This is a genomic window from Pseudomonas sp. S3_B11 (genome assembly GCF_054667715.1).
The window spans coordinates 6,548,834-6,572,123 of the sequence record NZ_CP162749.1; the positions used below are offsets into that span (position 1 = coordinate 6,548,834).

The following is a 23,290-nucleotide window of genomic DNA, read 5'->3' on the forward strand; positions in this document are numbered from 1 at the left end:
CACTCTGGCAAGTGAGCGCCCGGATGACTCAACGGCGTGGGACCAATCCCCGCACCGCCAACACGGAGGGTATGCCCAACCCCAGCCAACTGACGGCGTCCCACAGACCGTCACCCAGCAATGCGCTGAACAACCCCGCCGCACTAAGCGCACCGATCATCAGGGGAATACCAAACACTTTCCAGAAACTCGACTGCCGAGGCCTCACGAGGCGACCTCCGTGCCGACGGTTACGCGCTTGGCCGTTTTACGCCGCACCAGCCACAGGTAAACGCCGCTGCCGAGGACGATGATGGTCAGTACATCGAGGGTCGCCCAGAAGATCTGCATTGGCCGGCCACCGTAGTCACCGAAGTGCAGCGGCAGGGACAGGCTCATGACGTCCATGTACCACGGCCGTTCGGCGACGGCGGTGACGTCCAAAGTGGTGGCATCGATCAGCACGGGCGTGAGCAGGTGCGAGGTCAGGTGGGTGTCGCCCTTCATGAAGACGCTGTAGTGGTGCTCGCTGGAGAACAGCGTGCCGGGGAAGGCAATGAAACTCGGCTCCATGCCCGGCGCGACGTCCTTGGCGATGTCCAGCAGTCGGGTGGCCGGTGCCAGTTGGGTCAGTGGTGGGGCGTTGCGGTAGGGTTCGACCATGGCGCTGAGGCTGTCGTTGCGCCACGCGGCGATGATCAGGTCGGCGCATGCGGCGATCACGCCGGTGACGCCCACGGTCAGCGCCCAGACCAGTGTGACCACGCCGATCAGGTTGTGCAGGTCGAGCCAGCGCAGGCGCGTGGATTTGTCCTGACGCACCGTGGCGAACTTCAAGCGGCGCATGAACGGCAGGTACAGGACCACCCCGGAGACGATGGCAATCACGAACAGCAGGCCCATGAACGCCAGCAGCAACTTGCCCGGCAGCCCGGCGAACAGGTCCACGTGCAGGCGCAGCATGACCATCATGAAGCCACCATTGGCCGAGGGCATTTCCAGAGCCTCGCCGGTACGTCCGTCGAGCATGAAGGTGTGGGACGAGTTGGGTTCGGTGCCCGGTGTCGGCGCCATGATGGTGATGACGCCGTTGGGGTCATCATCGTCCCAGCCAAAATACTGGACCACTTCCCCCGGGCGATGGGCCTTGGCTTTTTCCACCAGTTGTTGCAGGTCCAGCGGCGGCGTGTCGGCCGGCATTTCCCGAAGCTGCGGAGCGTCGCCCAGCAGGTGTTCGATTTCATGGTGGAAGATCAACGGCAGCCCGGTGATCGCCAGCATCAGCAGGAACACCGTGCAGATCAGACTGGTCCAGGTGTGGACGAAGGACCAGCGGCGGATGGTTTTGCTTTTCATGATCGATCCGGATGTAAAAGGGCACCTTGTGGCGAGGGATATCTGTGGGAGCAAGGCTTGCCCGCGAAACAGGCGATACGGTCCTTCCGAAACCGAGTCGCCTCCATCGCGGGCAAGCCTTGCTCCCACATAGTGCCCGTTAAAGTGGGTATGCAAATGCTAACCGTTTACCATTTGTAATTCACGCTGGCGACGACGTTGCGCTGGTCGCCGTAGTAGCAGTAGAAGCCGTCGCAGGTGGACAGGTAGTCCTTGTTGAAGAGGTTCTTTGCGTCCACCGCCACCGTGACCCCCTTGAGGGTCTTGTTCAGACGGCCCAGGTCGTAATGGGCCGAGGCGTCGTACACGGTGTAGGACCCGACATGGCCCCAGTCGGTGTTGGTGGTGTTGCCGTAGGTGTCGCCGACATAACGCACACCGGCGCCGATGCCGAAGCCGTCCAGCGAGCCGTTATGCCAGGTGTAGTCCGCCCAGGCGGTGGCCTGGTTGCGCGGCACCTGGGCCATGCGCTTACCTTTTTCCGCCGCCGTGCCCTTGGTGATTTCACTGTCGTTGTAGGTGTAGGAACCGATCAGTTTGAGGTTGTCGGTCACGTCGCCCGAGGCTTCCAGTTCCAGGCCACGCACCTGGACTTCGCCCACCTGGCGGGTGACGTTGTTTTCGGTGACGGAGTTGTTTTTCTGGGTCAGGTCGAACACCGCAGCGGTCAGCAGGGTCTTGGTGCCGGGTGGCTGGTACTTGATACCCGCTTCGTATTGTTCGCCTTCGGTGGGTTTGAACGCTTCGGTGCTGTTGACGGTTGAACCTGCCGCTGCCTGGAACGACTGGGCGAAGGAAATGTAGGGCGTCACACCGTTATCGAAGACATAGCTCAACGCCGCGTTGCCGCTGAATTTCTTGTCGCGCTGGGTATTGGTGACGTTGTTCTGGTTGTGGAACTCGGTGCCAGTGTGAATCCAGTCTTCACGACCACCGAGGGTCAGGCGCCAGTTGTCCAGGGCAATCTGGTCCTGGACGTACAGGCCGGTCTGGTTGGTCTTCTGGTTGTAGTCGTACATGGTGAAGTATTGGACATTGGAGAAATCCTGTCCGTAGATCGGGTTGTTGATGTTGCTGGTCGGCACGCCGGTCGAGCCCCACAGCCAGCGCGAATTGCTGTTGGAGCGCTGGTGGTCCAGGCCCAGCAGCAGGGTGTGGCTGAGGGCGCCGGTCTGGAAGTCGGCCTGGAAGTTGTTGTCCACGGCGAACTGGCTGATGTCTTCGTCGACGACACTGGCACTGCGTTTGACGGTGCCATCGGCGCTCACTGCTTCCTCAGGTCCCGCCGGCCAGAATTGCCCGCCAGCGGAAATGCCTTGGGTCTCCAGGTCGCTCTTGGTGTAGCGCAGGTTCTGGCGGAACTGCCAGGTATCGTTCAGGCGATGTTCAAAGGCATAACCGAGGGCGTAGTAGGTACGGTCGTAGAATTCCCAGTCCGGGTCGCCGAGGTTCTTGTGATGGGAAATCTTGCCCGCTGGCGAAGAAAGCTTGGTGCCTTGCAGCGGCAAGAATTGCCCGGTGATGCCGGTGTCGTCACGGGTGTACTGGGACAGGAAGGTCAGGCGGGTGTCGTCGTTGATGTTCCAGGTCAGGCTCGGCGCGAGGTTGTAGCGTTTGTCCGGGATGTGATCGACCTGGGAGTTGCTGTCGCGCACGGTACCGCTGACTCGATAGAGGAACTGGCCTTCGTCATCGACCTTGCCGGTGCTGTCGAAATTGATCTGCTTGTGTTCGTAGCTGCCGGCCTGCAGCTCGACTTCATTGCTGCTTTCGGCCTGTGGACGACGGCTGACCATGTCCAGCATGCCGCCAGGGGGTGTCTGGCCGTAGACCGAAGAGGCCGGGCCACGCAGCACGGCAATGCGCTCCAGATTCCAGGGCTCGATTTTCGGCGTGATGTAGTTGCCCTTGGGCAGCGGCAGGCCATCGAGGAACTGGGTCGGTATGAAACCGCGGACCAACAGCCAGTCATTGCGCGAATCTGAACCGTAGCCGCTGCTCTGCACACCGGCGGTGTAGCGCAGGGCGTCATTGAGGTTGAGGACCGAACGGTCTTCCATCTGTTGGCGCGTGACCACGGAGACTGAACGCGGCAGTTCGACAATCGGCGTATCGGTCTTGGTCCCGGCGGCGGTGCGGGTAGCGACGTAGCCCTCGGTCGGGCCCCACGCGGTTTCGCTGAGGCCGGCCCCGATCACACTGGTTTCCGGCAAGGCCATGACGCCTTCAGGCGCGGCCACCAGGCTGTAGGTGCCGGCGCTGCTTTGTTCCAGTTGCAGGCCGGTACCGCGCAAGGCTTCGCGCAATGCGCCCGTGGCATCGAACTGCCCCTGGACCGGGGCCGAGGTCTTGCCCGAGGCCAGGGACGGATTCAGGCTCAGGGCGAGGCCAGCCTGGCTGGCGATCTGGTTCAAGGTGCTGGCCAGCGGCGCGGCGGGCAGGTTGTAGGTGCGCACGCTCGTGGCCTGTTCGGCGGCCAGCAGCGGGGCGCTGGTCAACGGGACGGCAAAGGCAATGGCGATGGCCAACAGGCTGGGGCGCAACAGGGTGTCTAGCGGGCGGGACATACGGCGGCTCCTGAATGGAAATATTTCTCAATTGCCTGGGTGCCGGATGAAAATTGAAAAGTGATAGGGCTGGATGAAAATAATTTAGATTCGCTTTGCTGGTGGTGGCTTTGTGGTGGGGCGAATGGCCTCATCGCGAGCAGGCTCGCTCCCACAGGATGACTCGTGGGCAACCCGATCAATGTGGGGGCGAGCTTGCTCGCGATGAGGCCATCACTGACACAAAGTCCTTCAGGGCTTGGCTTCAGCCCTCGGCCCCACCACCACCCACCACCGCGTGTGATGCTCGACCTGCACCGGCAAGGTCGGCAGCAGGGCGGTCAAGGCCAGGTCGATGTCGTGCAGCGGGAAACTGCCGGTGATGCGCAGGTCTGCCACTTGTGGCGCGACACCCAAGTAGCCATGCCGGTAACGCCCCAGTTCGTGGACCAGATCTTCTAGGCGCGCGTTGTCCACCACCAGCATGCCGCGGGTCCAGGCATCGGCGCCGGGGTTCAAGGCAAGGGTCGGCCCTAGGTCGTCGCGGCGCATCAGCACTTGTTGGCCTTCGCGCAGGATCTGTTCCTTGTCCGTGGCCTGCGGATGCGCGGCTACAGCGGATTTCAACACGCTCAGGCGCGTGCCTTCGTCTTCACGCTTGACCAGGAACCGTGTGCCCAAGGCGCGCAGGCTGCCTTCGCGGGTTTCGACGATGAACGGACGCGGGTCGTCGTGGCCGGTTTCCACCAGAATCTCGCCTTCCTGCAGGACGATGCGGCGCTGCTTGTCATCGAAACGCACGTCCAGGGCACTGTGGGTGTTGAGGTTGATCAGCGTGCCATCGGCCAGGCGCAGAGTGCGCTGTTCGCCTGTAGCGGTGCGCTGATCGGCCAGCCAGTAATCCAGCGGCAGGTAACGATCGCCGGCAAACAACGCCAGGCCGATGACCGCGATAACGCTGGCCAGGCCGCTGCCAACCTTGCGTATCCGTCGGCGAATGCTCACCCGCGATTGCAGCAACGCGGCGCGCGCCGGTCCGGTGGACACACTGAAGCGCTGGTCAAGCATGCCCAGCTGTCGCCAGGCCCGGGCGTGTTCTTCGTCGGCGGCATGCCATTGGGCGAAGGCTTCACGCTGCTGTGCGCTGCTCGAGTCCAGGGACAACTGCCAGGCAATTGCGGCATCCAGCACGCTGGCCGAGACCGGTTTGGCATGGGCCTGGTTCATGTCGGCTCACCATAAAGTGCGATGTAGCACTGTCGGATGCCTTGGGCCAGGTACTGTCGGACCCGCGGCACCGAAACCCCCAGGCGCTCGGCGATTTCGGCGTGGCCGAGGCCGTCGAGGCGGTTATAGAGGAAGGCTGCGCGGGCCCTGCTCGACAGTTTGCCAAGCAGGCGGTCGATGGCCTTGAGGTCTTCGAGGATGATTTGCTGTTCTTCCACCGAGGGCTGTTCGGCCTCGGGGATCAGCATCAGTTCGGTGAGGTAGGCCTGCTCCAATGCCGCTCGACGGAAATAGTCGAACAACAGGCCCTTGGCGATGGCTACCAGAAACGCCCGGGGCTCGCGGGGCGCCTTCAGTTCCTCGCGACCCAGCAAGCGCACAAAAGTGTCCTGGCTCAGGTCTTCGGCCCGTTGCGAACACGCCACGTTGCGTCGCAGCCAGGCCAATAGCCAAGCGCGATGGTCGCGGTACAACGCACCAACCAAATCACTATGAGGACTGGGGACTGACGACACGGAACATCACCGACGTTTTAAGTAACGAGAATTGTTCGCGATTGTGGCAGAGGCGGAGGCGGGAAAGCAATTGGCGCTGATCGGGACTCGATCTGTGGGTCTGAATGAATCTGTGGGAGCAAGGCTTGCCCGCGATGCAGGCGACTCGGTCAGCCTGTCAATCCCAGGCGATGCCCTCGCGGGCAAGCCTTGCTCCCACAGGTGAACCACCCTCGGAGCAGAGGGTTTAGAGCGAAGGCGCCTGCTGCCGTCGTTTCCAGTGGCTCAGGCGTTGTTGCAGGTCAAGCGGGCTCAGGATCTGTTGCTGGCGGGCGCGGCTGAACAGGATCAGCGCCAGTTCCGCCGTGGCCAGGGCGTCGGCACTGGCGTTGTGGCGGTCGAAGACTTGCAGCTTGAACCAGTCGATCCACTCATCCAGGCCTGACTTGCGCAGGTTGGCTTGGGGGCAAAGCATCGGTGCCAGATCCGCCACGTCGAGGAACGAATGCTGCAGGCGATAGCCCAGGTAGTCTTTCAAGGCGCGCCCGAGCATGTGGGAATCGAACGGCGCATGAAAGGCCAGCAGCGGACTGTCGCCAACGAACTCCATGAACGCCAGCAGCGCTTCGGCCGGGTCGCTGCCGGCGGCAATGGCGCTGGGCGCCAGGCCATGGATCAGCACACTCGGCCCGAGTTTCTGCTTATCGCATTGCAGGGTGCGTTCGAACTGCTGGCTGAAGTCGATGGCGCCGTCTTCGATGACCACCGCGCCGATGGACAGCACCTGGTCCTTGTTCAGGTTCAACCCGGTGGTTTCCAGGTCCAGCACGACCCAGCGTTGTTCCCGCAGGTCGCATTCACTCAAGGCTGAAGCCGTCGGCAGGCATTCCAGGCGCCTTTGCATTTCTTCGGACAACATTGGCTGGGCTGGGCGCAACCAGGAAAAAATGCTCACAACTGATACCTCAAGCTCAGGCTGCTTTGCAGGCGTTGGGCCTGGCGCAGGGATTCGCGCAGGATGCGTCGGTCCAGATGGTTGAGGCTGTCGGGGTCGACGCGGTTGGAATAGGGCAGGTTCTCGCGGGTTTGCAATTGATGTTGCTGCATGCGGGTCTGCTGGATGAAGTGATAGGCCTCTTCGTAGGCTGCGCCATCGAGCGGTTCGATCACTTGCTTGTCGACCAATTGCCGCAAGCGCTCCAGGGTATTGTTGGCTTCGATGCCATTGGCCAGCGCCAGCAGACGGGCGCCGTCGACGAAGGGCGTCAGGCCTTGCACTTTCAGGTCGAGGGTGGCTTTTTCGCCGTTCTTGCGACTCAGTACGAAATCCCTGAAGCGGCCCACGGGCGGGCGGTGGCGCAGAGCGTTTTCGGCCATCATGCGCTGGAACAAACGGTTATCGGCCACTTGATCGAGGATCTGCCGGCGCAGTTGCTCGCAGCCTTGCTCATCGCCCCAGACCACCCGCAGGTCGAAATAGATGCTCGAGCCCAGCAGGTTTTCCGGGGTTGCTTCGCGAATGAATGCCGAAAAGCGCCGGGCCCACTCAGCACGGGACAGGCACAGCTCGGGGTTGCCGGCCATGATGTTGCCCTTGCACAAGGTGAAGCCGCACAAGGCCAGGCTCTGGTTGATCTGCTGGGCGATGGGCAGCAGCAGACCGCGGATCTGCGCGGCATGGGCGGCGTCCCGGGCCTCGAACAAAATGCCGTTGTCCTGGTCGGTGTGCAGGGTTTGTTCGCGCCGGCCTTCACTGCCGAAGCACAGCCAACTGAACGGCACGCCTGGGTCACCCTTGTCGATCAGGGTCAGCTCGATGACCCGGCACACGGTGTGGTCGTTGAGCAGGGTGATGATGTGGGTGATCTGGGTTGACGACGCGCCGTGGGCCAGCATGCGCTCCACCAGTTGGCCGATTTCGCCGCGCAGGGCCACGAGGTTTTCCACCCTGGGCGCGTTGCGGATGGTCCGGGCCAGGTGCACCAGGTCGACGCGCTGCAAGGAAAACAGATCGCGCTCCGACACCACGCCACACAGGCGTTGGTCCTTGACCAGGCAGACGTGGGCGATGTGCCGTTCGGTCATGGCGATGGCGGCGTCGAAGGCGCTGTGGTCCGGCGAGAGGAAAAACGGTGCCTGAGTCATGTGTCCTACGATGGCCTGGGAAAAATCCCCGGACCCATCGGCCACCACCTGCCGCAGGTCGCGCAAGGTGAAAATCCCCACCGGAGCTTTCTGTTCGTTCACCACCACGATGCTGCCGACCTGCTGGTCGTGCATCAGCTTCACGGCTTCGCGCAGCGGCGTGTCCGGGCTGCAACTGACCGGATGGCGCATCGCCAATTCGCCCAGCCGCGTGTTGAGGGAGTACTGGGTGCCCAGCGTTTGTGCGGACTTTTGCTGGACCTGTTGGTTGACCTGGTCGAGCAGGCTGCTGACCCCACGCAGGGCGAAGTCGCGAAACGGGCCGGACAGGGCGAAGAGCTTGATGAAGGCCAGTTTGTTCAACTGCAGGCAGAACGTGTCTTCGCCGGCCCGGTGCTCGGTGCGCGTGGCCCGTTCGCCCAGCAGCGCGGCGAGGGGGAAACATTCGCCGGTGGTTATTTCGAAGGTGGTCTCGGTGCCACCCTTGGCCGTATGCGGACGTTCACCCACCACCCGGCCTTGCTTGACGATGTAGAAGTGCTCCACCGGGCCGTCGGCTGGTTTGATGATGGTTTCGCCCGGCGCATAAAAACGCAGCAGGCATTGCTCCACCAGATAGGCCAGGTGGGCGTTTTCCATCTGGTTGAACGGTGGGAAACGCTGGAGAAACTGCAGTGTCCCCTGGATGTTTTGCAACACCGCGGTTTTCCCTGCCTGGGTGAAGGCGTCCGCTTTTTTCATAACCATTACGCAGTCTTTTTTGAATTGTTGTGGTCGATCTGTTCTCCCATGGTCGGCCCCTCAGCGCGGGGTGCCCATTGGACGTAAGTCTAGGTCGCAGCCTCGGGGTAGGCTTACGGAAAAATCCTACGCCAAGCGTCAGAAAAATCTTCGTTAAATGTTCTTGGAAAAAAATCCGACGAAGTGCACATTGAAGCGCCGCAGAACGATGTCTGACCACTGTGCCAGGGGATCGATTTAAAGAACGTAGAGAGCACCATGTCCGACCACGATATTTTGAGTGACGCCGAGCGCGAGGCGCTGAGTGCCGTCATGCTGGAACCTGACCTGCCGCCGCAGCGCGTCTTGATCGTCGATGACGACAAGGACGCTCGTGAGCTGCTGTCGGAGATCCTGGCGTTGGACGGGATTCACTGCATGACCGCCGCCAGTGGTGAAACGGCACTCAAGATGCTGGAAACCAAGCCATCGATCGGCCTGTTGATCACCGACCTGCGGATGGGCAATGTCGATGGCCTGGAACTGATTCGCCTGGTGCGCGAGTCGCCGCGGGCGGCGCTGCCGATCATCATCGTGTCGGGCGATGCCGACGTGAAAGACGCCATCGAAGCCATGCACCTGAGCGTGGTGGACTTTCTGCTCAAGCCGATCGATACCGACAAGCTGCTGGGGTTGGTCAAGCATGAGTTGGGGATGGATCTTTAAAATCGTCTGTGTGAGCAAGGCTTGCCCGCGATGCAGGCGCCTCGGTTCACCAAGGACCGCGCTGTCTTCATCGCGGGCAAGCCTTGCTCCCACAGATAAATCCCCTTGCCGCAATGACTCAAGCATCAGCCAGGGCATGGTGATTTTGCATTGAAAAAGCCCTGATCTTTCGATCAGGGCTTTTTTGTGCCGCGTCTACCGCTCAATCACAACCCATTGGCTGCCTTGAACTCGCGACGACGACGGTGCAGCACCGGCTCGGTGTAGCCGTTGGGCTGCTTCGTGCCTTCGATCACCAGCTCGACCGCCGCCTGGAAGGCGATGTTGCGGTCGAAGTCTGGCGCCAGCGGACGGTACAGCGGGTCGCTGGCGTTCTGGCGGTCGACCACCGGCGCCATGCGCTTGAGGCTTTCCATCACTTGGTCTTGGGTGACGATGCCGTGGCGCAGCCAGTTGGCGATGTGCTGGCTGGAGATACGCAGCGTCGCACGGTCTTCCATCAGGCCGATGTCGTTGATGTCCGGTACCTTGGAACAACCCACGCCCTGGTCGATCCAGCGCACCACGTAGCCAAGGATGCCCTGGGCATTGTTGTCCAGTTCGTTCTTGATCTGCTCCGGTGTCCAGTTCGGATTGACGGCCAGCGGGATGGTCAGGATGTCGTCCACCGATGCACGCGCGCGCTTGGCCAGTTCGGCCTGGCGGGCGAACACGTCGACCTTGTGGTAATGCAGCGCGTGCAGGGCAGCGGCGGTCGGCGAGGGAACCCAGGCGGTGTTGGCGCCGGCCATTGGATGGGCGATTTTCTGTTCGAGCATCGCCGCCATCAGATCCGGCATCGCCCACATGCCCTTGCCGATTTGTGCGCGACCTTGCAGGCCAGTGCTCAAGCCGATGTCGACGTTCCAGTTTTCATAGGCGCCGATCCACTTCTCGGCTTTCATGTCGGCCTTGCGCACCATCGGGCCGGCTTCCATGGAGGTGTGGATTTCATCGCCCGTACGGTCGAGGAAGCCGGTGTTGATGAACACCACCCGCTCGCTGGCGGCCTTGATGCAGGCCTTGAGGTTGACCGTGGTACGGCGCTCCTCGTCCATGATCCCGACCTTGAGGGTGTTGCGCGGCAGGTTCAGCACGTCCTCGACGCGACCGAACAGCTCGTTGGTGAACGCGGCTTCTTCCGGGCCGTGCATCTTCGGCTTGACGATGTACACCGAGCCGGTGCGGCTGTTGCGACGGCTGGTGTTGCCGTTGAGGCTGTGGATCGCTGCCAGGCTGGTGATCAGGCCGTCGAGAATGCCTTCCGGCACTTCGTTGCCATGCTTGTCCAGGATAGCGTCGATGGTCATCAGGTGGCCGACGTTACGCACGAACAACAGTGAACGGCCGTGCAGGGTCACGCTCGAACCGTCGACGGCGGTGTAGACACGGTCGGGGTTCATGGTGCGGGTGAACGTCTGGCCGCCTTTGGCGACTTCTTCAGCCAGGTCGCCTTTCATCAGGCCGAGCCAGTTGCGGTAGATCACCACTTTGTCATCGGCATCGACGGCGGCGACCGAGTCTTCGCAGTCCATGATGGTGGTCAGCGCAGCTTCCATCAGGATGTCTTTAACGCCAGCGGCGTCGGTCTGGCCGACCGGGGTGCTGGCATCGATTTGGATTTCGAAGTGCAGGCCGTTGTGTTTCAACAGCACGGTGGTCGGTGCCGAGGCATCGCCCTGGAAGCCGATCAACTGGGCATCGTCACGCAGGCCGCTGTTGCTGCCGCCCTTGAGGGTGACCACCAGTTTGCCGTCGACGATTTTGTAAGCGGTGGAGTCGACATGGGAGCCGGCCGCCAGGGGCGCGGCTTCGTCGAGGAAGGCACGGGCGAAGGCGATGACCTTGTCGCCGCGGACCTTGTTGTAGCCTTTGCCTTTTTCCGCGCCATCGGCTTCGCTGATGGCATCGGTGCCGTACAGCGCGTCATACAGCGAACCCCAGCGGGCGTTCGATGCGTTGAGGGCGAAGCGGGCGTTCATCACCGGCACCACCAGCTGCGGGCCGGCCATGCGGGCGATTTCGTCATCGACGTTTTGGGTCGTAGCCTGGAAATCCGCCGCTTCTGGCAGCAGGTATCCAATGTCTTGCAGGAAGGCTTTGTAAGCCACGGCGTCGTGGGCCTGGCCGGCACGGGCCTGGTGCCAGGCATCGATCCGCGCCTGGAAATCATCGCGTTTGGCGAGTAGGGCTTTGTTCTTCGGGGCCAGGTCGTGGATGACCTTGTCGGCACCGGCCCAGAACGCGTCGGCGGTGAGGCCGGTTCCGGGAATGGCTTCGTTATTCACGAAGTCGAACAGGACTTTGGCGACCTGCAGGCCACCGACTTGAACGTGTTCAGTCATTGCTTGCCTCACTCTGCTCAGCTATTTCGCTTTTCAGCTCTTCGATTTTGACAATGAAGCCTCGGGACATTTAAAGCACAAACCCCGGAACCAGTACATGCCATCGCTGGCGGCTGGGTGGTAAGCCTTGCTGACGGGGCTTTTCAGGGATGCGACTGCGCCTTAAGCAGACATCGGTACAACGTTATGTAGTGCTCGCTGCGGAATACTACATGATCAATTGCGGTTGTGAAAATTAGACTAATTGCGTCGTTCCGCGACCGACTAAAGCAGTACAGTCACGACGAGGCACGGGATGTTCTCAAAAAACAGATGGATTGTTCCAGATAAATCTTGATGTTTGTACACGATGTTTCTGATCTCATTCTGTGGGAGGTATAAATCCCGAGGCCCGCGGTCTGCTTGCGATCACCTGCCTATACTGTCCCTTCCACAACAAGAGGACTGCGCCATGGACCACCTCGTCATCACTGTTTTCGCCCCGGACAAGCCCGGGCAGGTCGAGCGCATTGCCGATTGCATCGCCGAACACGGCGGTAACTGGCTGGAAAGCCGCATGTCGCGCCTGGCCGGGCAGTTTGCCGGGATCCTGCGAATCGGCGCCCCCGCCGAGGCCCATGAAGAACTGATCGAAGCCTTGCAGGGGCTATCGACTCACGACATCCGCGTGTTGATCGCTGAAAGCGCCCTTGAGGAGTCCTGCACCTGGAAACCCATCACCATGGAGCTGGTGGGCAACGATCGTCCCGGCATCGTGCGGGACATCACCCGGCTGTTGAGCGAGCAGGGCGTCAATGTCGAGCGTCTGGTGACCTACGTTCGGCCGGCACCGATGAGCAGCGAGCTGCTGTTCCACGCCGAAGCGATCCTGGGGGTGCCCTTGACCCTGTCGCTGGATACGTTGCAGGAGCGCCTGGAGACGCTGGCCGATGAGTTGATGGTGGAGCTCAAGCTCAGCGACGAAGCGTGACGAAGGTTATCCAAGGAAAAACTGCGCCTGCCTGTGGATAACCTGTAGAGACCCGGCTCCAGCCCAGACCCACCGGGGCTCAGCGGGGAATGGTCAAAAAAACATCACTTTTCAAGGGCTTGTGCACAAAGGGCGGGGATCACGCTGTGGATAACCTTGGGAAGGATAAGCGCAGGCCACGTCAGACGTGGCCTGTAGAGGTTTGTGTGTTTTTTGATCAGCTGCGCCGGCGCATGCTGATCACGGCATCGACGCTGTACACCGCCAGCCCGGCCCAGATAAACAGGAATGCCACCAGTGTGCTGGACGACAGGTGCTCACCGAACAGCGTGACGGCGAGCAGCAGCACCAGCGTCGGTGCGATGTACTGGAGAAAACCGATGGTGGTGTAGGGCAAATGCCGTGTTGCGGCGTTGAAACACACCAACGGCACCAGCGTCACGGGGCCGGCCGCCACCAGCCACCAGGCTTCGGAGGTGGTCCAGAAAGCGGCCTGGGCACTGGTGGCCGTGGGATTGAACAGCAACCAGGCGATGGCGATCGGCACCAGCATCCAGGTTTCCACCACCAGCCCCGGCAATGCCTTGACCGGCGCCTGCTTGCGGATCAACCCATAGAAACCGAAGGTCAGCGCCAGCACCAGCGACACCCACGGCAGGCTGCCCACTTGCCAGACCTGCTGCGCCACGCCGACCGCCGCCAACCCCACCGCCAGCCATTGCATGCGGCGCAGGCGCTCGCCCAGCAGCAACATGCCCAGCAATACGTTCACCAGCGGGTTGATGTAGTAACCCAGGCTGGCTTCGAGCATACGCTCGTTGTTCACTGCCCAGACGTAGGTCAGCCAGTTGGCTGCGATCAGTGTCCCGCTCAGGGCGAGGATCGCCAGGCGCTGTGGGTTGTCCCGTAGTTCGCGCCACCAGCCCGGGTGTTTCCAGACCATCAGCAACACCGCGCCGAACAGGGCCGACCACAGTACCCGGTGGATGATGATCTCCACCGACGGCACGCTGGCGATGGCTTTGAAATAGATCGGGAACAGACCCCAGATGATGTAGGCACTCAGGCCCAGGATGTACCCGCGACGCGGGTTGGCGGCTTGCATGCAGAATCCTTGCTTAGGCAGCTAACAAAGGAGTGATTGTAAGGAGATTTGTCTGGTTGCGCTGTGAGTATTGTGCACAATCACCGCAGATCCCCTGTGGGAGCGGGCTTGCTCGCGATAGCGGTGTGTCAGTCGACAAAGGTGTCGAATGTTCGATCGCCATCGCGAGCAAGCTCGTTCCCACGGGGGGACCAGCAGTAGGGTCAGAATAGTTTCAACGGCTCTTCATTGAGCGCCGCCAGTTGCTCGCGCAACGCCAACACCTGGTCGCCCCAATAACGTTCGCTGCCGAACCACGGGAAGCTGCGCGGGAACGCCGGGTCGTCCCAGCGTCGCGCCAGCCAGGCGCTGTAGTGCATCAGGCGCAGCGCCCGCAGTGGCTCGATCAGCGCCAATTCCCGCGGGTCGAAGTCGTGGAACTCACGGTAGCCGTCCATCAATTCCGACAATTGCCCCAGGCATTCCTGGCGATCGCCGGCGAGCATCATCCACAAGTCCTGCACCGCCGGGCCCATGCGACAGTCGTCCAGGTCGACGATGTGGAACACCTCGTCACGGCACATCATGTTGCCCGGGTGGCAATCGCCGTGCATGCGGATGTTCTGGTGGGGCGTGGCGGCGTAGACCTCTTCGACGCGCTTGAGCAGGTCCCGGGCGACCGACTCGTAGGCCGGCAGCAAGCTACGCGGGACGAAGCCGCTTGCCAGCACGGTGGCCAGCGAATCGTGGCCGAAGTTCTTCACGCCCAGGGCTTCACGATGTTCGAACGGACGGGTCGCCCCGACCGCGTGCAGGCGCCCGAGCAATTGTCCCAGGCGATAGAGCTGATCGAGGTTGCCCGGCTCCGGTGCACGGCCGCCGCGACGGGGAAACAGGGTGAAACGAAACCCGGCGTGTTCGTGCAGGCTGGTGCCGTTGTGGATCAGCGGCGCGACCACGGGTACTTCGTATTCGGCCAGCTCGAAGGTAAAGCTGTGCTCTTCCAGGATCGCTTCGTTGGTCCAGCGCTGAGGGCGATAGAACTTGGCGATCAGCGGCTCGGAATCTTCGATGCCGACCTGGTAGACGCGGTTCTCATAACTGTTGAGGGCCAACACGCGGGCGTCGCTGAGAAAGCCGATGCTTTCAACGGCATCGAGTACCAGGTCGGGCGTGAGGGTTTCAAACGGATGGGACATGCTGACTCCTGCGCAGCGGCAGGGCTGCCGCGTCCGGCCCAGCATGGTAGCGCAGACAGAGGCAGATAGGTGGTGGCTGTCGGTGATCGTTCCCACGCTCAGCGTGGGAACGCCTCATGTGACGCTCCGCGTTACGCTTTGGGGACGCGGAGCGTCCCTGGCTGCATTCCCACGCAGAGCGTGGGAACGATCAGAGTCAGGCGCCGATGACCCCGCCATCCTCACGGGTAATCACCATCACCGAAGACCGCGGCTTGCCGTTGGGCAAGTGTTCAGGGAAGGTCGAACCGCCGTTTTCCCCAGGATGCTGGATCCCGACGAACAAGGCCTTCTGGTCCGGCGCGAAACTGATCCCGGTCACTTCGCAGCCCACCGGCCCGACCATGAAGCGGCGGATTTCGCCACTGTTGGGGTCGGCGCAGAGCATCTGGTTGTTGCCCATGCCGGCGAAGTCCCCGGCGTTACTGGAGTCGCCGTCGGTGAGGATCCACAACCGGCCGGCCTTGTCGAAGCCCAGGCCATCGGGGCTGTTGAACATGTTCTGCGGGTTGATGTTGGACGATCCGGCTTTCGGCGTGCCGGCGTGTACCGTCGGGTTGCCGGCGACCACGAACAGGTCCCAGTCGAAGGTCTTGGACGCATGGTCGTCGCGGTCGGTGCGCCAGCGCAGGATTTGCCCGTAGACGTTCTTGGCCCGAGGGTTTGGCCCGTCTACCGGTTGGCCGTCTTCGCCACGCTTGGAGTTGTTGGTCAGGGTGCAATAGACCTGACCGTCTTTCGGGCTGACCACGATCCACTCCGGGCGGTCCATGCGGGTGGCGCCCACGGCACTGGCGGCCAGGCGTGCATGGATCAGCACTTCGGCCTGGTCGGCGAAGCCGCTGCTGGCGTCGAGGCCGTTCTTGCCGTGGGTCAACTCGATCCACTGGCCCTTGCCTTTGGGGTGGTCCGGGTTGCCGTCGCCGGCATCGAAGCGCGCCACGTACAAGGTGCCATGGTCCAGCAGGTTGCGATTGGCCTGGGCATTGCGCGGGTTGATGCGCTCGCGGCTGACGAACTTGTAGATGAACTCACCGCGCTCATCATCGCCCATGTACACCACGGCGCGACCGTCATTGGTCTGCGCCAGGGCGGCGTTTTCGTGTTTGAAGCGGCCCAGGGCGGTGCGTTTCACCGGTGTGGATTGCGGATCGAACGGGTCGATTTCCACTACCCAGCCGTGACGATTGAGTTCGTTGGGGTTCTTCGCCAGGTCGAAGCGCGGATCGTACAGGTGCCAGTTGATCTCGCGGCTGGTGACGGTGGCGCCATAGCGTTTTTGCGCTTCATCGAACTGCAAGTCGGACTTGCTGCTGCCGAAGCAGTCGGTGAAGTTTTCTTCGCAGGTCAGGTAAGTGCCCCATGGCGTCATGCCGTTGGCGCAGTTCTGGAACGTCCCCAGGACTTTCTTGCCGCTCTTGTCGGCACTGGTTTTCAGCAGGTCGTGGCCGGCGGCCGGGCCGCGCAGGCGGATCGGCGTGTTGCCGTGGATCCTGCGGTTGTAGCGCGATTCCTGGACGAACTGCCACTGGCCGCGACGACGCTGGACCTCGATCACCGACACCCCTTCGCTGGCCTGGGCCTTGTGCACGTCTTCAGCCGACTGCGGCTGGCCGCCGTGGGGGAAGAGGTAGCGGTAGTTGGTGTATTCGTTGTTGATCGCCATCAGCGCCCGGTTATTGTCGCCGGGGAACGGGAACAGGCTCATGCCGTCGTTGTTGTCGCCGAACTGCACTTCCTGTGCGCGGGCGGTGCCGTTGCCACTGGGGTCGAAGGCCGGTGCATTTTTCTGCAGCGGCTGGCCCCAACTGATCAGCACCGAGGATTTGTAGCCTGGCGGTAACGTGATGGTGTCGGCCGTGGCGGCGGCGATGCTGTTGAAGCCCAGCAGCCGGCTGTTGCCTTCGCTCACGGCGGCGGCCAGGACGCTGCGGCTCAGCAGGTTGCCGCCCAGGAACATCGCCGCGCCGCACAGGGCGCCGGCGCTGATGAAGCTGCGCCGGCTCAGGCCGACGATCTTTTCCAGGTCGGTGGATTGGTTTTCTTCTAATAGGCTCATCTCAGGCTCCCTGCTGGTTTTGGCAGTCACCTTAAAGCGGGCCGATGAAACTATTGTTGCAGCGCGCTACAACGGTGTGCCGAGCAGCACATTTGTCGCTGAAAACGTCACTTGCACCGGTGAGCCGCTTTCCAGATGCTGCTTTTGTAGCTCAAGCGGGTCGGCCAGGGCGCACAGCGTCTGGCCGTTGGGCAGGCTGATGCGCACTTCGCTGGGGCCGTCTTTGGCGGCGTCGACCTGTTCGATCATGCCGCGCAGCGTATTGATCCCCGGTTTTTCCGCTTGCTCGACAGGGTGCAATTGCAGCCAGCCAGCCTTGATCAGCGCCACCACGTCGGTGCCGACATCCAGCTCCAGGCGCAGCGTGCTGTCGTGGGTGATCTGGGCTTCGATGAGCAGGCCCCGGGCCAGCTCCAGGCGTACCCGGTCGTTGTGGCCCTGGGCCTCGATGCCCAGGACCTTGCCATGCAGTTGATTACGGGCGCTGGTGCGTAGCATCAGGCGACTGAGCAGGCCCAGGTCGCCGGCATCCTCGCTCGCTTCCAGCAGTTGCGTCTGCAACGCTTGCAGGCGCTGATACAGGCGCAGCACGCGTTGGCCTTCCTCCGACAACTTGGCACCGCCACCGCCCTTGCCGCCGACGCTGCGTTCCACCAACGGTTGGTCCGCCAGGTTGTTCAGCTCATCGATGGCATCCCACGCCGCCTTGTAGCTCAGGCCCGCGCTCTTGGCAGCGCGGGTGATCGAGCCTTGTTCGGCGATGTGTTGCAGCAGCGCAATGCGTTGCGGGCGCCGAACGATGTGCTGGGTCAGAAGCGTGGGCAATGACATGACGGAAAACTGTGGGCAATGGCTGATGGACGGACGTTGGCGCCTTGGGCGCGGCGCGTCAAGCCGAGTCATCGGGTTTCGGCGTGCGCGCCAGGCAATACACATCGACCCGCGCAGCGCCGGCATCGAGCAGCAGGGCAGCCAGCGCCTGGGCGGTGGCGCCGGTGGTGAGCACATCGTCGACCAACGCCAAGTGACGGTTGCGCAAGGAAGCCTGCGGCGCCAGGGCAAAGGCCTGACGCAGGTTTCGCCGCCGGGCCCTGGCATCGAGTGCCTGTTGGGCGGGGGTGTCCTGGGTGCGTCGCAGCAGGTGTTCTTCGCAAGGGATCGCCAACGGCCCACTGAGCCAGCGGGCCAGCAGCGCTGCCTGGTTGAAACCGCGCTGGCGCAAACGGCGGGTCGCCAGTGGCACCGGTACCAGTGCGTCGGGCCGCTCCAGCCCTTCGTCGAAATGATGTTGCAGCGACTGCGCCAACAATTCGCCCATCAGCCGGCCCAGGGGCCATTTCGCCTGGTGCTTGAAACGGGTGATCAGGCTGTCCACCGGGAAGTCGTAGGCCCAGGGCGCCAGGACCCGCTCGAAGGCCGGCGGTTGCGAGGCGCATTGTCCGCAACGCATTCCAGCCATGGGCAGCGGCAAGGCGCAGACGCTGCATTGATCGCCGAGCCAGGGCAGCTCGCTTTCGCAGGGCGTGCAGATAGGTTGTGGCGTATCGGTGCTTTCGCCACACAGTAGGCAGGATTGTTTGTTTTTTAACCAGATGTAAACCGGTCCTTTGTGTCGTGGTTGACAGCGCATGACTCTTCCTTAAATATGCCGAACATCCGTGTCGCGCCTGTGGGTATTCCATGCCCCAGGCGCCAGCCAAGCATAATCAAGGAAATGCCCATGAGCGCCAGCACCACTGCCAACCTGCGTCATGACTGGTCTTTGGCCGAAGTCAAAGCACTCTTCGTCCAGCCATTCAATGACCTGCTGTTCCAGGCGCAGACCGTGCACCGCGCGCACTTCGACGCCAACCGCGTCCAGGTTTCCACTCTGCTGTCGATCAAGACCGGCGCGTGCCCGGAAGATTGCAAATATTGTCCGCAGTCCGGTCACTACAACACCGGCCTGGATAAAGAGAAATTGCTCGAAGTGCAGAAGGTCCTCGAAGAGGCTGCACGGGCCAAGGCCATCGGTTCGACCCGTTTCTGCATGGGCGCGGCCTGGAAGCACCCGTCGGCCAAAGACATGCCGTACGTGCTGGAAATGGTCAAGGGCGTGAAGGCCATGGGTCTGGAAACCTGCATGACCCTGGGCCGCCTCGACCAGGAACAGACCGAAGCGCTGGCCCAGGCCGGCCTGGACTACTACAACCACAACCTCGATACCTCGCCGGAGTTCTACGGCAGCATCATCACCACCCGCACCTACAGCGAGCGCCTGCAAACCCTGGCCTATGTGCGTGATTCAGGGATGAAGATCTGCTCCGGCGGCATCCTCGGCATGGGCGAATCCCTGGACGACCGCGCGAACCTGCTGATTCAACTGGCGAACCTGCCGGAGCACCCGGAATCGGTGCCGATCAACATGTTGGTCAAAGTTGCCGGCACGCCGCTGGAGAATGCCGAGGACGTCGACCCATTCGATTTCATCCGCATGCTCGCCGTGGCGCGGATCATGATGCCCCAGTCCCATGTGCGCCTGTCCGCCGGCCGTGAAGCGATGAACGAGCAGATGCAGTCCCTGGCGTTCCTGGCCGGTGCCAACTCGATTTTCTATGGCGACAAGCTGTTGACCACCGCCAACCCGCAAGCCGACAAGGACATGCAGCTGTTCGCACGCCTGGGCATCCAGCCCGAAGCCCGCGAAGAACATGCCGATGAAGTGCACCAGGCGGCGATTGAACAGGCGCTGGTGGAGCAGAAGAGCAGCGAGCAGTTCTATAACGCCGCTGTTTGACCACTCACCGATTCCCGGATTGGAATGCAAGACCCTGTGGGAGCGAGCTTGCTCGCGATGACGGTATAACAGCCGACAGAAATGTTGAATGTAATATCCTCATCGCGAGCAAGCTCGCTCCCACAAGGGGCTTTGGCCAGTCTCTAAACAGTTGAGGCCTGCATGCCCTTCGATCTCGCCGCACGCCTGGCTACCCGTCGTGCCGACAACCTCTATCGCCAGCGCCCGCTGCTCGAAAGCCCACAGGGCCCGGAAGTGGTGGTGGACGGCCAGCCGTTGCTGGCGTTCTGCAACAACGATTACCTGGGTCTGGCCAATCACCCGCAAGTGATCGAAGCCTGGCGCGCCGGGGCGCTCCGTTGGGGTGTCGGTGGTGGCGCTTCCCATTTGGTGATCGGCCACAGCAGTCCGCATCACGCCCTGGAAGAAGCCTTGGCCGACCTGACCGGCCGCCCCCGGGCGTTGCTGTTCACCACCGGCTACATGGCCAACCTCGGCGCGGTCACCGCGCTGGTGGGGCAGGGCGACACGGTGCTGGAAGACCGCCTCAATCATGCTTCGCTGCTCGACGCCGGGCTGTTGTCCGGTGCGCGTTTCAACCGGTACCTGCACAACGATGCCCAAAGCCTGGCCAGCCGTCTGGAGAAAGCCACCGGCAATATCCTGGTGGTCACCGACGGCGTGTTCAGCATGGACGGCGACATTGCCGACTTGCCGGCGCTGGCCCGTGAAGCCAAGGCCAAGGGCGCCTGGCTGATGGTCGACGATGCCCACGGCTTCGGTCCACTGGGGGCCCATGGCGGCGGGATCGTCGAGCATTTTGGCTTGAGCCAGGATGACGTGCCGGTTCTGGTGGGCACCCTGGGCAAGGCCTTTGGCACCGCCGGGGCTTTTGTCGCCGGCAGTGAAGAACTGATTGAAAGCCTGATCCAGTTCGCTCGCCCCTACATCTACACCACCAGCCAACCGCCGGCCCTGGCCTGCGCCACGCTCAAGAGCCTTGAGCTGCTGCGCAGCGAGCATTGGCGGCGCGAGCACTTGCAGGTACTGATTCGTCAGTTCCGCCAGGGCGCCGAGCAGATCGGCCTGCAATTGATGGACAGTTTCACGCCGATCCAGCCGATCCTGATTGGCGATGCGGGACGGGCCATGCGCTTGTCGCAGATGCTGCGTGAGCGCGGGCTGATGGTCACGGCGATCCGCCCACCCACCGTACCGGCCGGCAGCGCCCGTTTGCGCGTGACCCTGACCGCCGCCCACAGCGAGGCCCAGGTGCAGCTATTGTTGAATGCACTGGCCGAGTGTTTTGCCCTGTTGGGACCGGAGCCAAGCCATGCGTGATCGACTGATATTGCTGCCCGGCTGGGGCTTGGGCGTTTCAACGCTGGAGCCGCTGGCGGCGGCGTTGCAAGGGCTCGACGAACATCTGCGGGTGGAAATCGAGCCGTTGCCGGCATTGGCGTCGAATGATCCCAATGAATGGCTCGAAGAATTGGACGCCACCGTACCTCAGGACGCCTGGCTGGGCGGCTGGTCCCTGGGTGGCATGCTGGCCTCGGCGCTGGCGGCGCGTCGGGGTGAGCGCTGCTGCGGCCTGCTGACCCTGGCGAGCAATCCGTCCTTTGTCGCCCATGAGCAATGGCCAAGCGCGATGGACGGCGAAACCTTCAATGGTTTTCTCGCCGGCTGTGCGGCCGATCCACGCCAGACCCTCAAGCGCTTCAGTTTGCTGTGCGCCCAGGGCTGCAGCGATCCACGCGGGTTGTCGCGGTTGTTATTGGCCGGGGCGCCAAGCGCTTCGCCCGAAGTGTTGATGGCCGGGCTCGAACTGTTGGCGCAACTGGACACTCGCGCCGCATTGCAGAGCTTTCGTGGCCCGCAACTGCATCTGTTCGCCGGGCTCGATGCCCTGGTGCCGGCCGAAGCTGCGACTGAGTTGCTGGTCTTGCTGCCGGATGTTGAAATCGGCCTGATCGAACAGGCCGGCCACGGATTCCTTCTGGAGGACCCACACGGCGTCGCAGGGGCGATCCAGGCTTTTTTGCATGAGTCCGGCGATGACTGATTTGTCTCTTCCAAAATTGCCCGGTGCCTTGCCCGACAAGCGCCAGGTGGCGGCTTCGTTTTCCCGGGCGGCAACCAGCTATGACAGCGTGGCCGAACTGCAGCGCGACGTCGGCCAACAGTTGCTCGGGCGCTTGCCGTCTTCGTTTATCCCGCAACGTTGGCTGGACCTGGGTTGCGGCACCGGCTACTTCACCCGGGCCCTGGGCGCGCGTTTTGGCGTGGCCTCCGGTCTGGCGTTGGACATTGCCGAGGGCATGCTCAACCATGCTCGTCCCCAAGGTGGCGCCGCGCATTTTGTCGCTGGCGACGCTGAACGGTTGCCTTTGCAAGCGGTGAGCTGCGACCTGGTGTTCTCCAGCCTGGCGGTGCAATGGTGTGCGGATTTTTCCGAGGTGCTGAGCGAGGCCCATCGTGTGTTGAAACCGGGTGGGGTGTTTGCCTTCACCAGTCTCTGCGTGGGCACTTTGTACGAATTGCGCGACAGTTGGCGTCAGGTGGATGGCTTGGTGCACGTCAACCGTTTCCGTGGGTTCGAGACGTATCAACACCTTTGCGCGGCCAGCGGGTTGAATGTCGTCAGTCTTGAAAACCGTCCCCATGTGTTGCATTACCCTGACGTGCGCAGCCTGACTCACGAATTGAAAGCCTTGGGCGCCCACAATCTGAACCCCGGTCGCCCCGGCGGCTTGACCGGCAGGGCGCGGATCCTGGCGCTGGTTGAAGCCTATGAGCAGTTTCGTCAGGCGCAGGGACTGCCGGCGACTTACCAGGTGGTCTACGCCGTTTTGGAGAAACCGCTATGAGCCAGGCCTATTTCATTACCGGCACTGACACCGATGTGGGCAAGACCACCGTCGCGGCAGGCCTGCTGCATGCTGCGCGACAGGCTGGCATGAGCACCGCCGCCGGCAAGCCCGTGGCCTCTGGCTGCGACGTGACGGCCAAGGGCCTGCGCAATGCCGATGCCCTGGCGCTGCTGGCCGAATGTTCGGTGCCGCTTGAGTATGCCCAGGTCAATCCGCTGGCATTCGAGCCGGCCATCGCGCCGCATCTGGCCGCCCGGGAAGCCGGTGTGGCGCTGACGGTGCAATCCTTGCTGGGGCCAATGCGTGAGGTGCTGGCCCTGGAGGCCGATTTCACCTTGATAGAGGGCGCGGGCGGCTGGCGTGTTCCGTTGGCCGATCAGGATAATCTTTCGGACCTGGCAATGGCCCTGGGCCTGCCGGTGATCCTGGTAGTGGGGGTGCGCCTGGGGTGCATCAGCCATGCGTTGCTGACCGCCGAGGCCATCGCCCGGGACGGTCTGCAACTGGCCGGTTGGGTGGCGAATATCATCGATCCCAAGACCTCGCGCCTGGAAGAAAATCTCGCCACCCTGGCCGAACGCCTCCCAGCGCCTTGCCTGGGGCGAGTACCGACGGTCAAAGGCATCACTGCCGATATCGTGGCTGCGCATCTGCACCTGGATCTGCTGGATTAA

Annotated in this window: 20 protein-coding genes; 7 read left to right on the plus strand and 13 right to left on the minus strand. The window is 62.4% G+C overall.

The window, feature by feature from the left end; all coding sequences use genetic code 11:
- Positions 1-28: 28 nt before the first annotated feature.
- From AB4O22_RS29350 to AB4O22_RS29380, 7 genes are all read right to left on the minus strand, one after another.
- Positions 29-208 carry a hypothetical protein gene (locus AB4O22_RS29350; protein ID WP_223471428.1) on the minus strand — a complete coding sequence of 60 codons (180 nt, stop codon included), beginning with the start codon at positions 206-208 and terminating at the stop codon, positions 29-31.
- Entirely contained in the window at positions 205-1,335 is a 1,131-nt protein-coding gene (locus AB4O22_RS29355; protein ID WP_223471426.1) for a PepSY-associated TM helix domain-containing protein, read from the minus strand. The genes AB4O22_RS29350 and AB4O22_RS29355 overlap by 4 nt, the downstream gene beginning before the upstream one ends.
- Positions 1,336-1,502: 167 nt before the next feature.
- Entirely contained in the window at positions 1,503-3,941 is a 2,439-nt protein-coding gene (locus tag AB4O22_RS29360) for a TonB-dependent siderophore receptor (RefSeq protein WP_460095655.1), read from the minus strand.
- A gap of 231 nt (positions 3,942-4,172) precedes the next feature.
- Complete coding sequence (locus AB4O22_RS29365) at positions 4,173-5,147, minus strand: FecR domain-containing protein (protein WP_460095657.1); 975 nt, start codon at positions 5,145-5,147, stop codon at positions 4,173-4,175.
- Positions 5,144-5,662, minus strand: coding sequence for an RNA polymerase sigma factor (locus tag AB4O22_RS29370; protein WP_460095659.1), 519 nt, complete (start codon positions 5,660-5,662; stop codon positions 5,144-5,146). Before AB4O22_RS29370 ends, AB4O22_RS29365 begins: the two co-directional genes overlap by 4 nt.
- Positions 5,663-5,888: 226 nt before the next feature.
- Entirely contained in the window at positions 5,889-6,596 is a 708-nt protein-coding gene (locus AB4O22_RS29375) for a 3'-5' exonuclease (protein ID WP_003206260.1), read from the minus strand.
- On the minus strand, positions 6,593-8,527 hold the full coding sequence (locus tag AB4O22_RS29380) for a putative nucleotidyltransferase substrate binding domain-containing protein (protein ID WP_003206258.1): 1,935 nt from the start codon (positions 8,525-8,527) through the stop codon (positions 6,593-6,595). The genes AB4O22_RS29375 and AB4O22_RS29380 overlap by 4 nt, the downstream gene beginning before the upstream one ends.
- 258 nt (positions 8,528-8,785) lie before the next feature.
- Between AB4O22_RS29380 and AB4O22_RS29385 the strand changes: the two genes are divergently transcribed.
- On the plus strand, positions 8,786-9,232 hold the full coding sequence (locus AB4O22_RS29385; RefSeq protein WP_003206256.1) for a response regulator: 447 nt from the start codon (positions 8,786-8,788) through the stop codon (positions 9,230-9,232).
- Positions 9,233-9,438: 206 nt separating this feature from the next.
- On the opposite strand, the gene AB4O22_RS29390 is transcribed toward AB4O22_RS29385, so the two are convergent.
- Complete coding sequence (locus AB4O22_RS29390) at positions 9,439-11,616, minus strand: malate synthase G (RefSeq protein ID WP_223471420.1); 2,178 nt, start codon at positions 11,614-11,616, stop codon at positions 9,439-9,441.
- A 451-nt stretch (positions 11,617-12,067) separates the two neighbouring features.
- On the opposite strand from AB4O22_RS29390, the gene AB4O22_RS29395 reads away from it, so the two are divergent.
- Positions 12,068-12,586, plus strand: coding sequence for a glycine cleavage system transcriptional repressor (locus AB4O22_RS29395; protein ID WP_003206251.1), 519 nt, complete (start codon positions 12,068-12,070; stop codon positions 12,584-12,586).
- A 217-nt stretch (positions 12,587-12,803) separates the two neighbouring features.
- Here AB4O22_RS29395 and rarD read toward each other — a convergent pair whose 3' ends face one another.
- From rarD to AB4O22_RS29420, 5 genes are all read right to left on the minus strand, one after another.
- Positions 12,804-13,691, minus strand: a complete 888-nt coding sequence (gene rarD, locus AB4O22_RS29400; protein WP_003206249.1) for an EamA family transporter RarD — start codon at positions 13,689-13,691, stop codon at positions 12,804-12,806.
- A 203-nt stretch (positions 13,692-13,894) separates the two neighbouring features.
- Positions 13,895-14,869, minus strand: a complete 975-nt coding sequence (locus AB4O22_RS29405; RefSeq protein WP_003206247.1) for a serine/threonine protein kinase — start codon at positions 14,867-14,869, stop codon at positions 13,895-13,897.
- Between the two features lie 196 nt (positions 14,870-15,065).
- Entirely contained in the window at positions 15,066-16,967 is a 1,902-nt protein-coding gene (locus AB4O22_RS29410) for a PhoX family protein (RefSeq protein ID WP_223471418.1), read from the minus strand.
- A 66-nt stretch (positions 16,968-17,033) separates the two neighbouring features.
- A complete protein-coding gene (locus tag AB4O22_RS29415) occupies positions 17,034-17,798 on the minus strand; it encodes a TOBE domain-containing protein (protein ID WP_223471416.1) in 765 nt (254 codons plus the stop codon).
- Between the two features lie 58 nt (positions 17,799-17,856).
- Positions 17,857-18,597 carry a ComF family protein gene (locus AB4O22_RS29420; RefSeq protein ID WP_223471414.1) on the minus strand — a complete coding sequence of 247 codons (741 nt, stop codon included), beginning with the start codon at positions 18,595-18,597 and terminating at the stop codon, positions 17,857-17,859.
- 90 nt (positions 18,598-18,687) lie between these two features.
- On the opposite strand from AB4O22_RS29420, the gene bioB reads away from it, so the two are divergent.
- From bioB to bioD, 5 genes are all read left to right on the plus strand, one after another.
- Positions 18,688-19,743 (plus strand): biotin synthase BioB, encoded by a 1,056-nt coding sequence (gene bioB / locus AB4O22_RS29425; protein WP_063324077.1) that lies wholly within the window; start codon positions 18,688-18,690, stop codon positions 19,741-19,743.
- A 162-nt stretch (positions 19,744-19,905) separates the two neighbouring features.
- Positions 19,906-21,084, plus strand: a complete 1,179-nt coding sequence (gene bioF, locus AB4O22_RS29430) for an 8-amino-7-oxononanoate synthase (RefSeq protein ID WP_460095661.1) — start codon at positions 19,906-19,908, stop codon at positions 21,082-21,084.
- A complete protein-coding gene (locus AB4O22_RS29435; RefSeq protein WP_223471411.1) occupies positions 21,077-21,808 on the plus strand; it encodes an alpha/beta fold hydrolase in 732 nt (243 codons plus the stop codon). Before bioF ends, AB4O22_RS29435 begins: the two co-directional genes overlap by 8 nt.
- Positions 21,801-22,613 (plus strand): malonyl-ACP O-methyltransferase BioC, encoded by an 813-nt coding sequence (gene bioC, locus AB4O22_RS29440; protein ID WP_460095663.1) that lies wholly within the window; start codon positions 21,801-21,803, stop codon positions 22,611-22,613. The genes AB4O22_RS29435 and bioC overlap by 8 nt, the downstream gene beginning before the upstream one ends.
- Positions 22,610-23,290, plus strand: a complete 681-nt coding sequence (bioD, locus tag AB4O22_RS29445; protein ID WP_223471409.1) for a dethiobiotin synthase — start codon at positions 22,610-22,612, stop codon at positions 23,288-23,290. Before bioC ends, bioD begins: the two co-directional genes overlap by 4 nt.

Excerpts from the sequence above, each read along its gene's own strand:
- AB4O22_RS29385 (WP_003206256.1), top strand. The coding sequence starts at position 8,786 with ATGTCCGACCACGATATTTTGAGTGACGCCGAGCGCGAGGCGCTGAGT.
- AB4O22_RS29435 (WP_223471411.1), top strand. The coding sequence starts at position 21,077 with ATGCGTGATCGACTGATATTGCTGCCCGGCTGGGGCTTGGGCGTTTCA.
- AB4O22_RS29395 (WP_003206251.1), top strand. The coding sequence starts at position 12,068 with ATGGACCACCTCGTCATCACTGTTTTCGCCCCGGACAAGCCCGGGCAG.
- AB4O22_RS29355 (WP_223471426.1), bottom strand. The coding sequence starts at position 1,335 with ATGAAAAGCAAAACCATCCGCCGCTGGTCCTTCGTCCACACCTGGACC.
- AB4O22_RS29365 (WP_460095657.1), bottom strand. The coding sequence starts at position 5,147 with ATGAACCAGGCCCATGCCAAACCGGTCTCGGCCAGCGTGCTGGATGCC.
- AB4O22_RS29415 (WP_223471416.1), bottom strand. The coding sequence starts at position 17,798 with ATGTCATTGCCCACGCTTCTGACCCAGCACATCGTTCGGCGCCCGCAA.
- AB4O22_RS29405 (WP_003206247.1), bottom strand. The coding sequence starts at position 14,869 with ATGTCCCATCCGTTTGAAACCCTCACGCCCGACCTGGTACTCGATGCC.
- bioB (WP_063324077.1), top strand. The coding sequence starts at position 18,688 with ATGAGCGCCAGCACCACTGCCAACCTGCGTCATGACTGGTCTTTGGCC.
- bioC (WP_460095663.1), top strand. The coding sequence starts at position 21,801 with ATGACTGATTTGTCTCTTCCAAAATTGCCCGGTGCCTTGCCCGACAAG.
- AB4O22_RS29390 (WP_223471420.1), bottom strand. The coding sequence starts at position 11,616 with ATGACTGAACACGTTCAAGTCGGTGGCCTGCAGGTCGCCAAAGTCCTG.
- AB4O22_RS29410 (WP_223471418.1), bottom strand. The coding sequence starts at position 16,967 with ATGAGCCTATTAGAAGAAAACCAATCCACCGACCTGGAAAAGATCGTC.
- AB4O22_RS29360 (WP_460095655.1), bottom strand. The coding sequence starts at position 3,941 with ATGTCCCGCCCGCTAGACACCCTGTTGCGCCCCAGCCTGTTGGCCATC.
- bioD (WP_223471409.1), top strand. The coding sequence starts at position 22,610 with ATGAGCCAGGCCTATTTCATTACCGGCACTGACACCGATGTGGGCAAG.
- rarD (WP_003206249.1), bottom strand. The coding sequence starts at position 13,691 with ATGCAAGCCGCCAACCCGCGTCGCGGGTACATCCTGGGCCTGAGTGCC.
- AB4O22_RS29380 (WP_003206258.1), bottom strand. The coding sequence starts at position 8,527 with ATGAAAAAAGCGGACGCCTTCACCCAGGCAGGGAAAACCGCGGTGTTG.
- bioF (WP_460095661.1), top strand. The coding sequence starts at position 19,906 with ATGCCCTTCGATCTCGCCGCACGCCTGGCTACCCGTCGTGCCGACAAC.
- AB4O22_RS29420 (WP_223471414.1), bottom strand. The coding sequence starts at position 18,597 with ATGCGCTGTCAACCACGACACAAAGGACCGGTTTACATCTGGTTAAAA.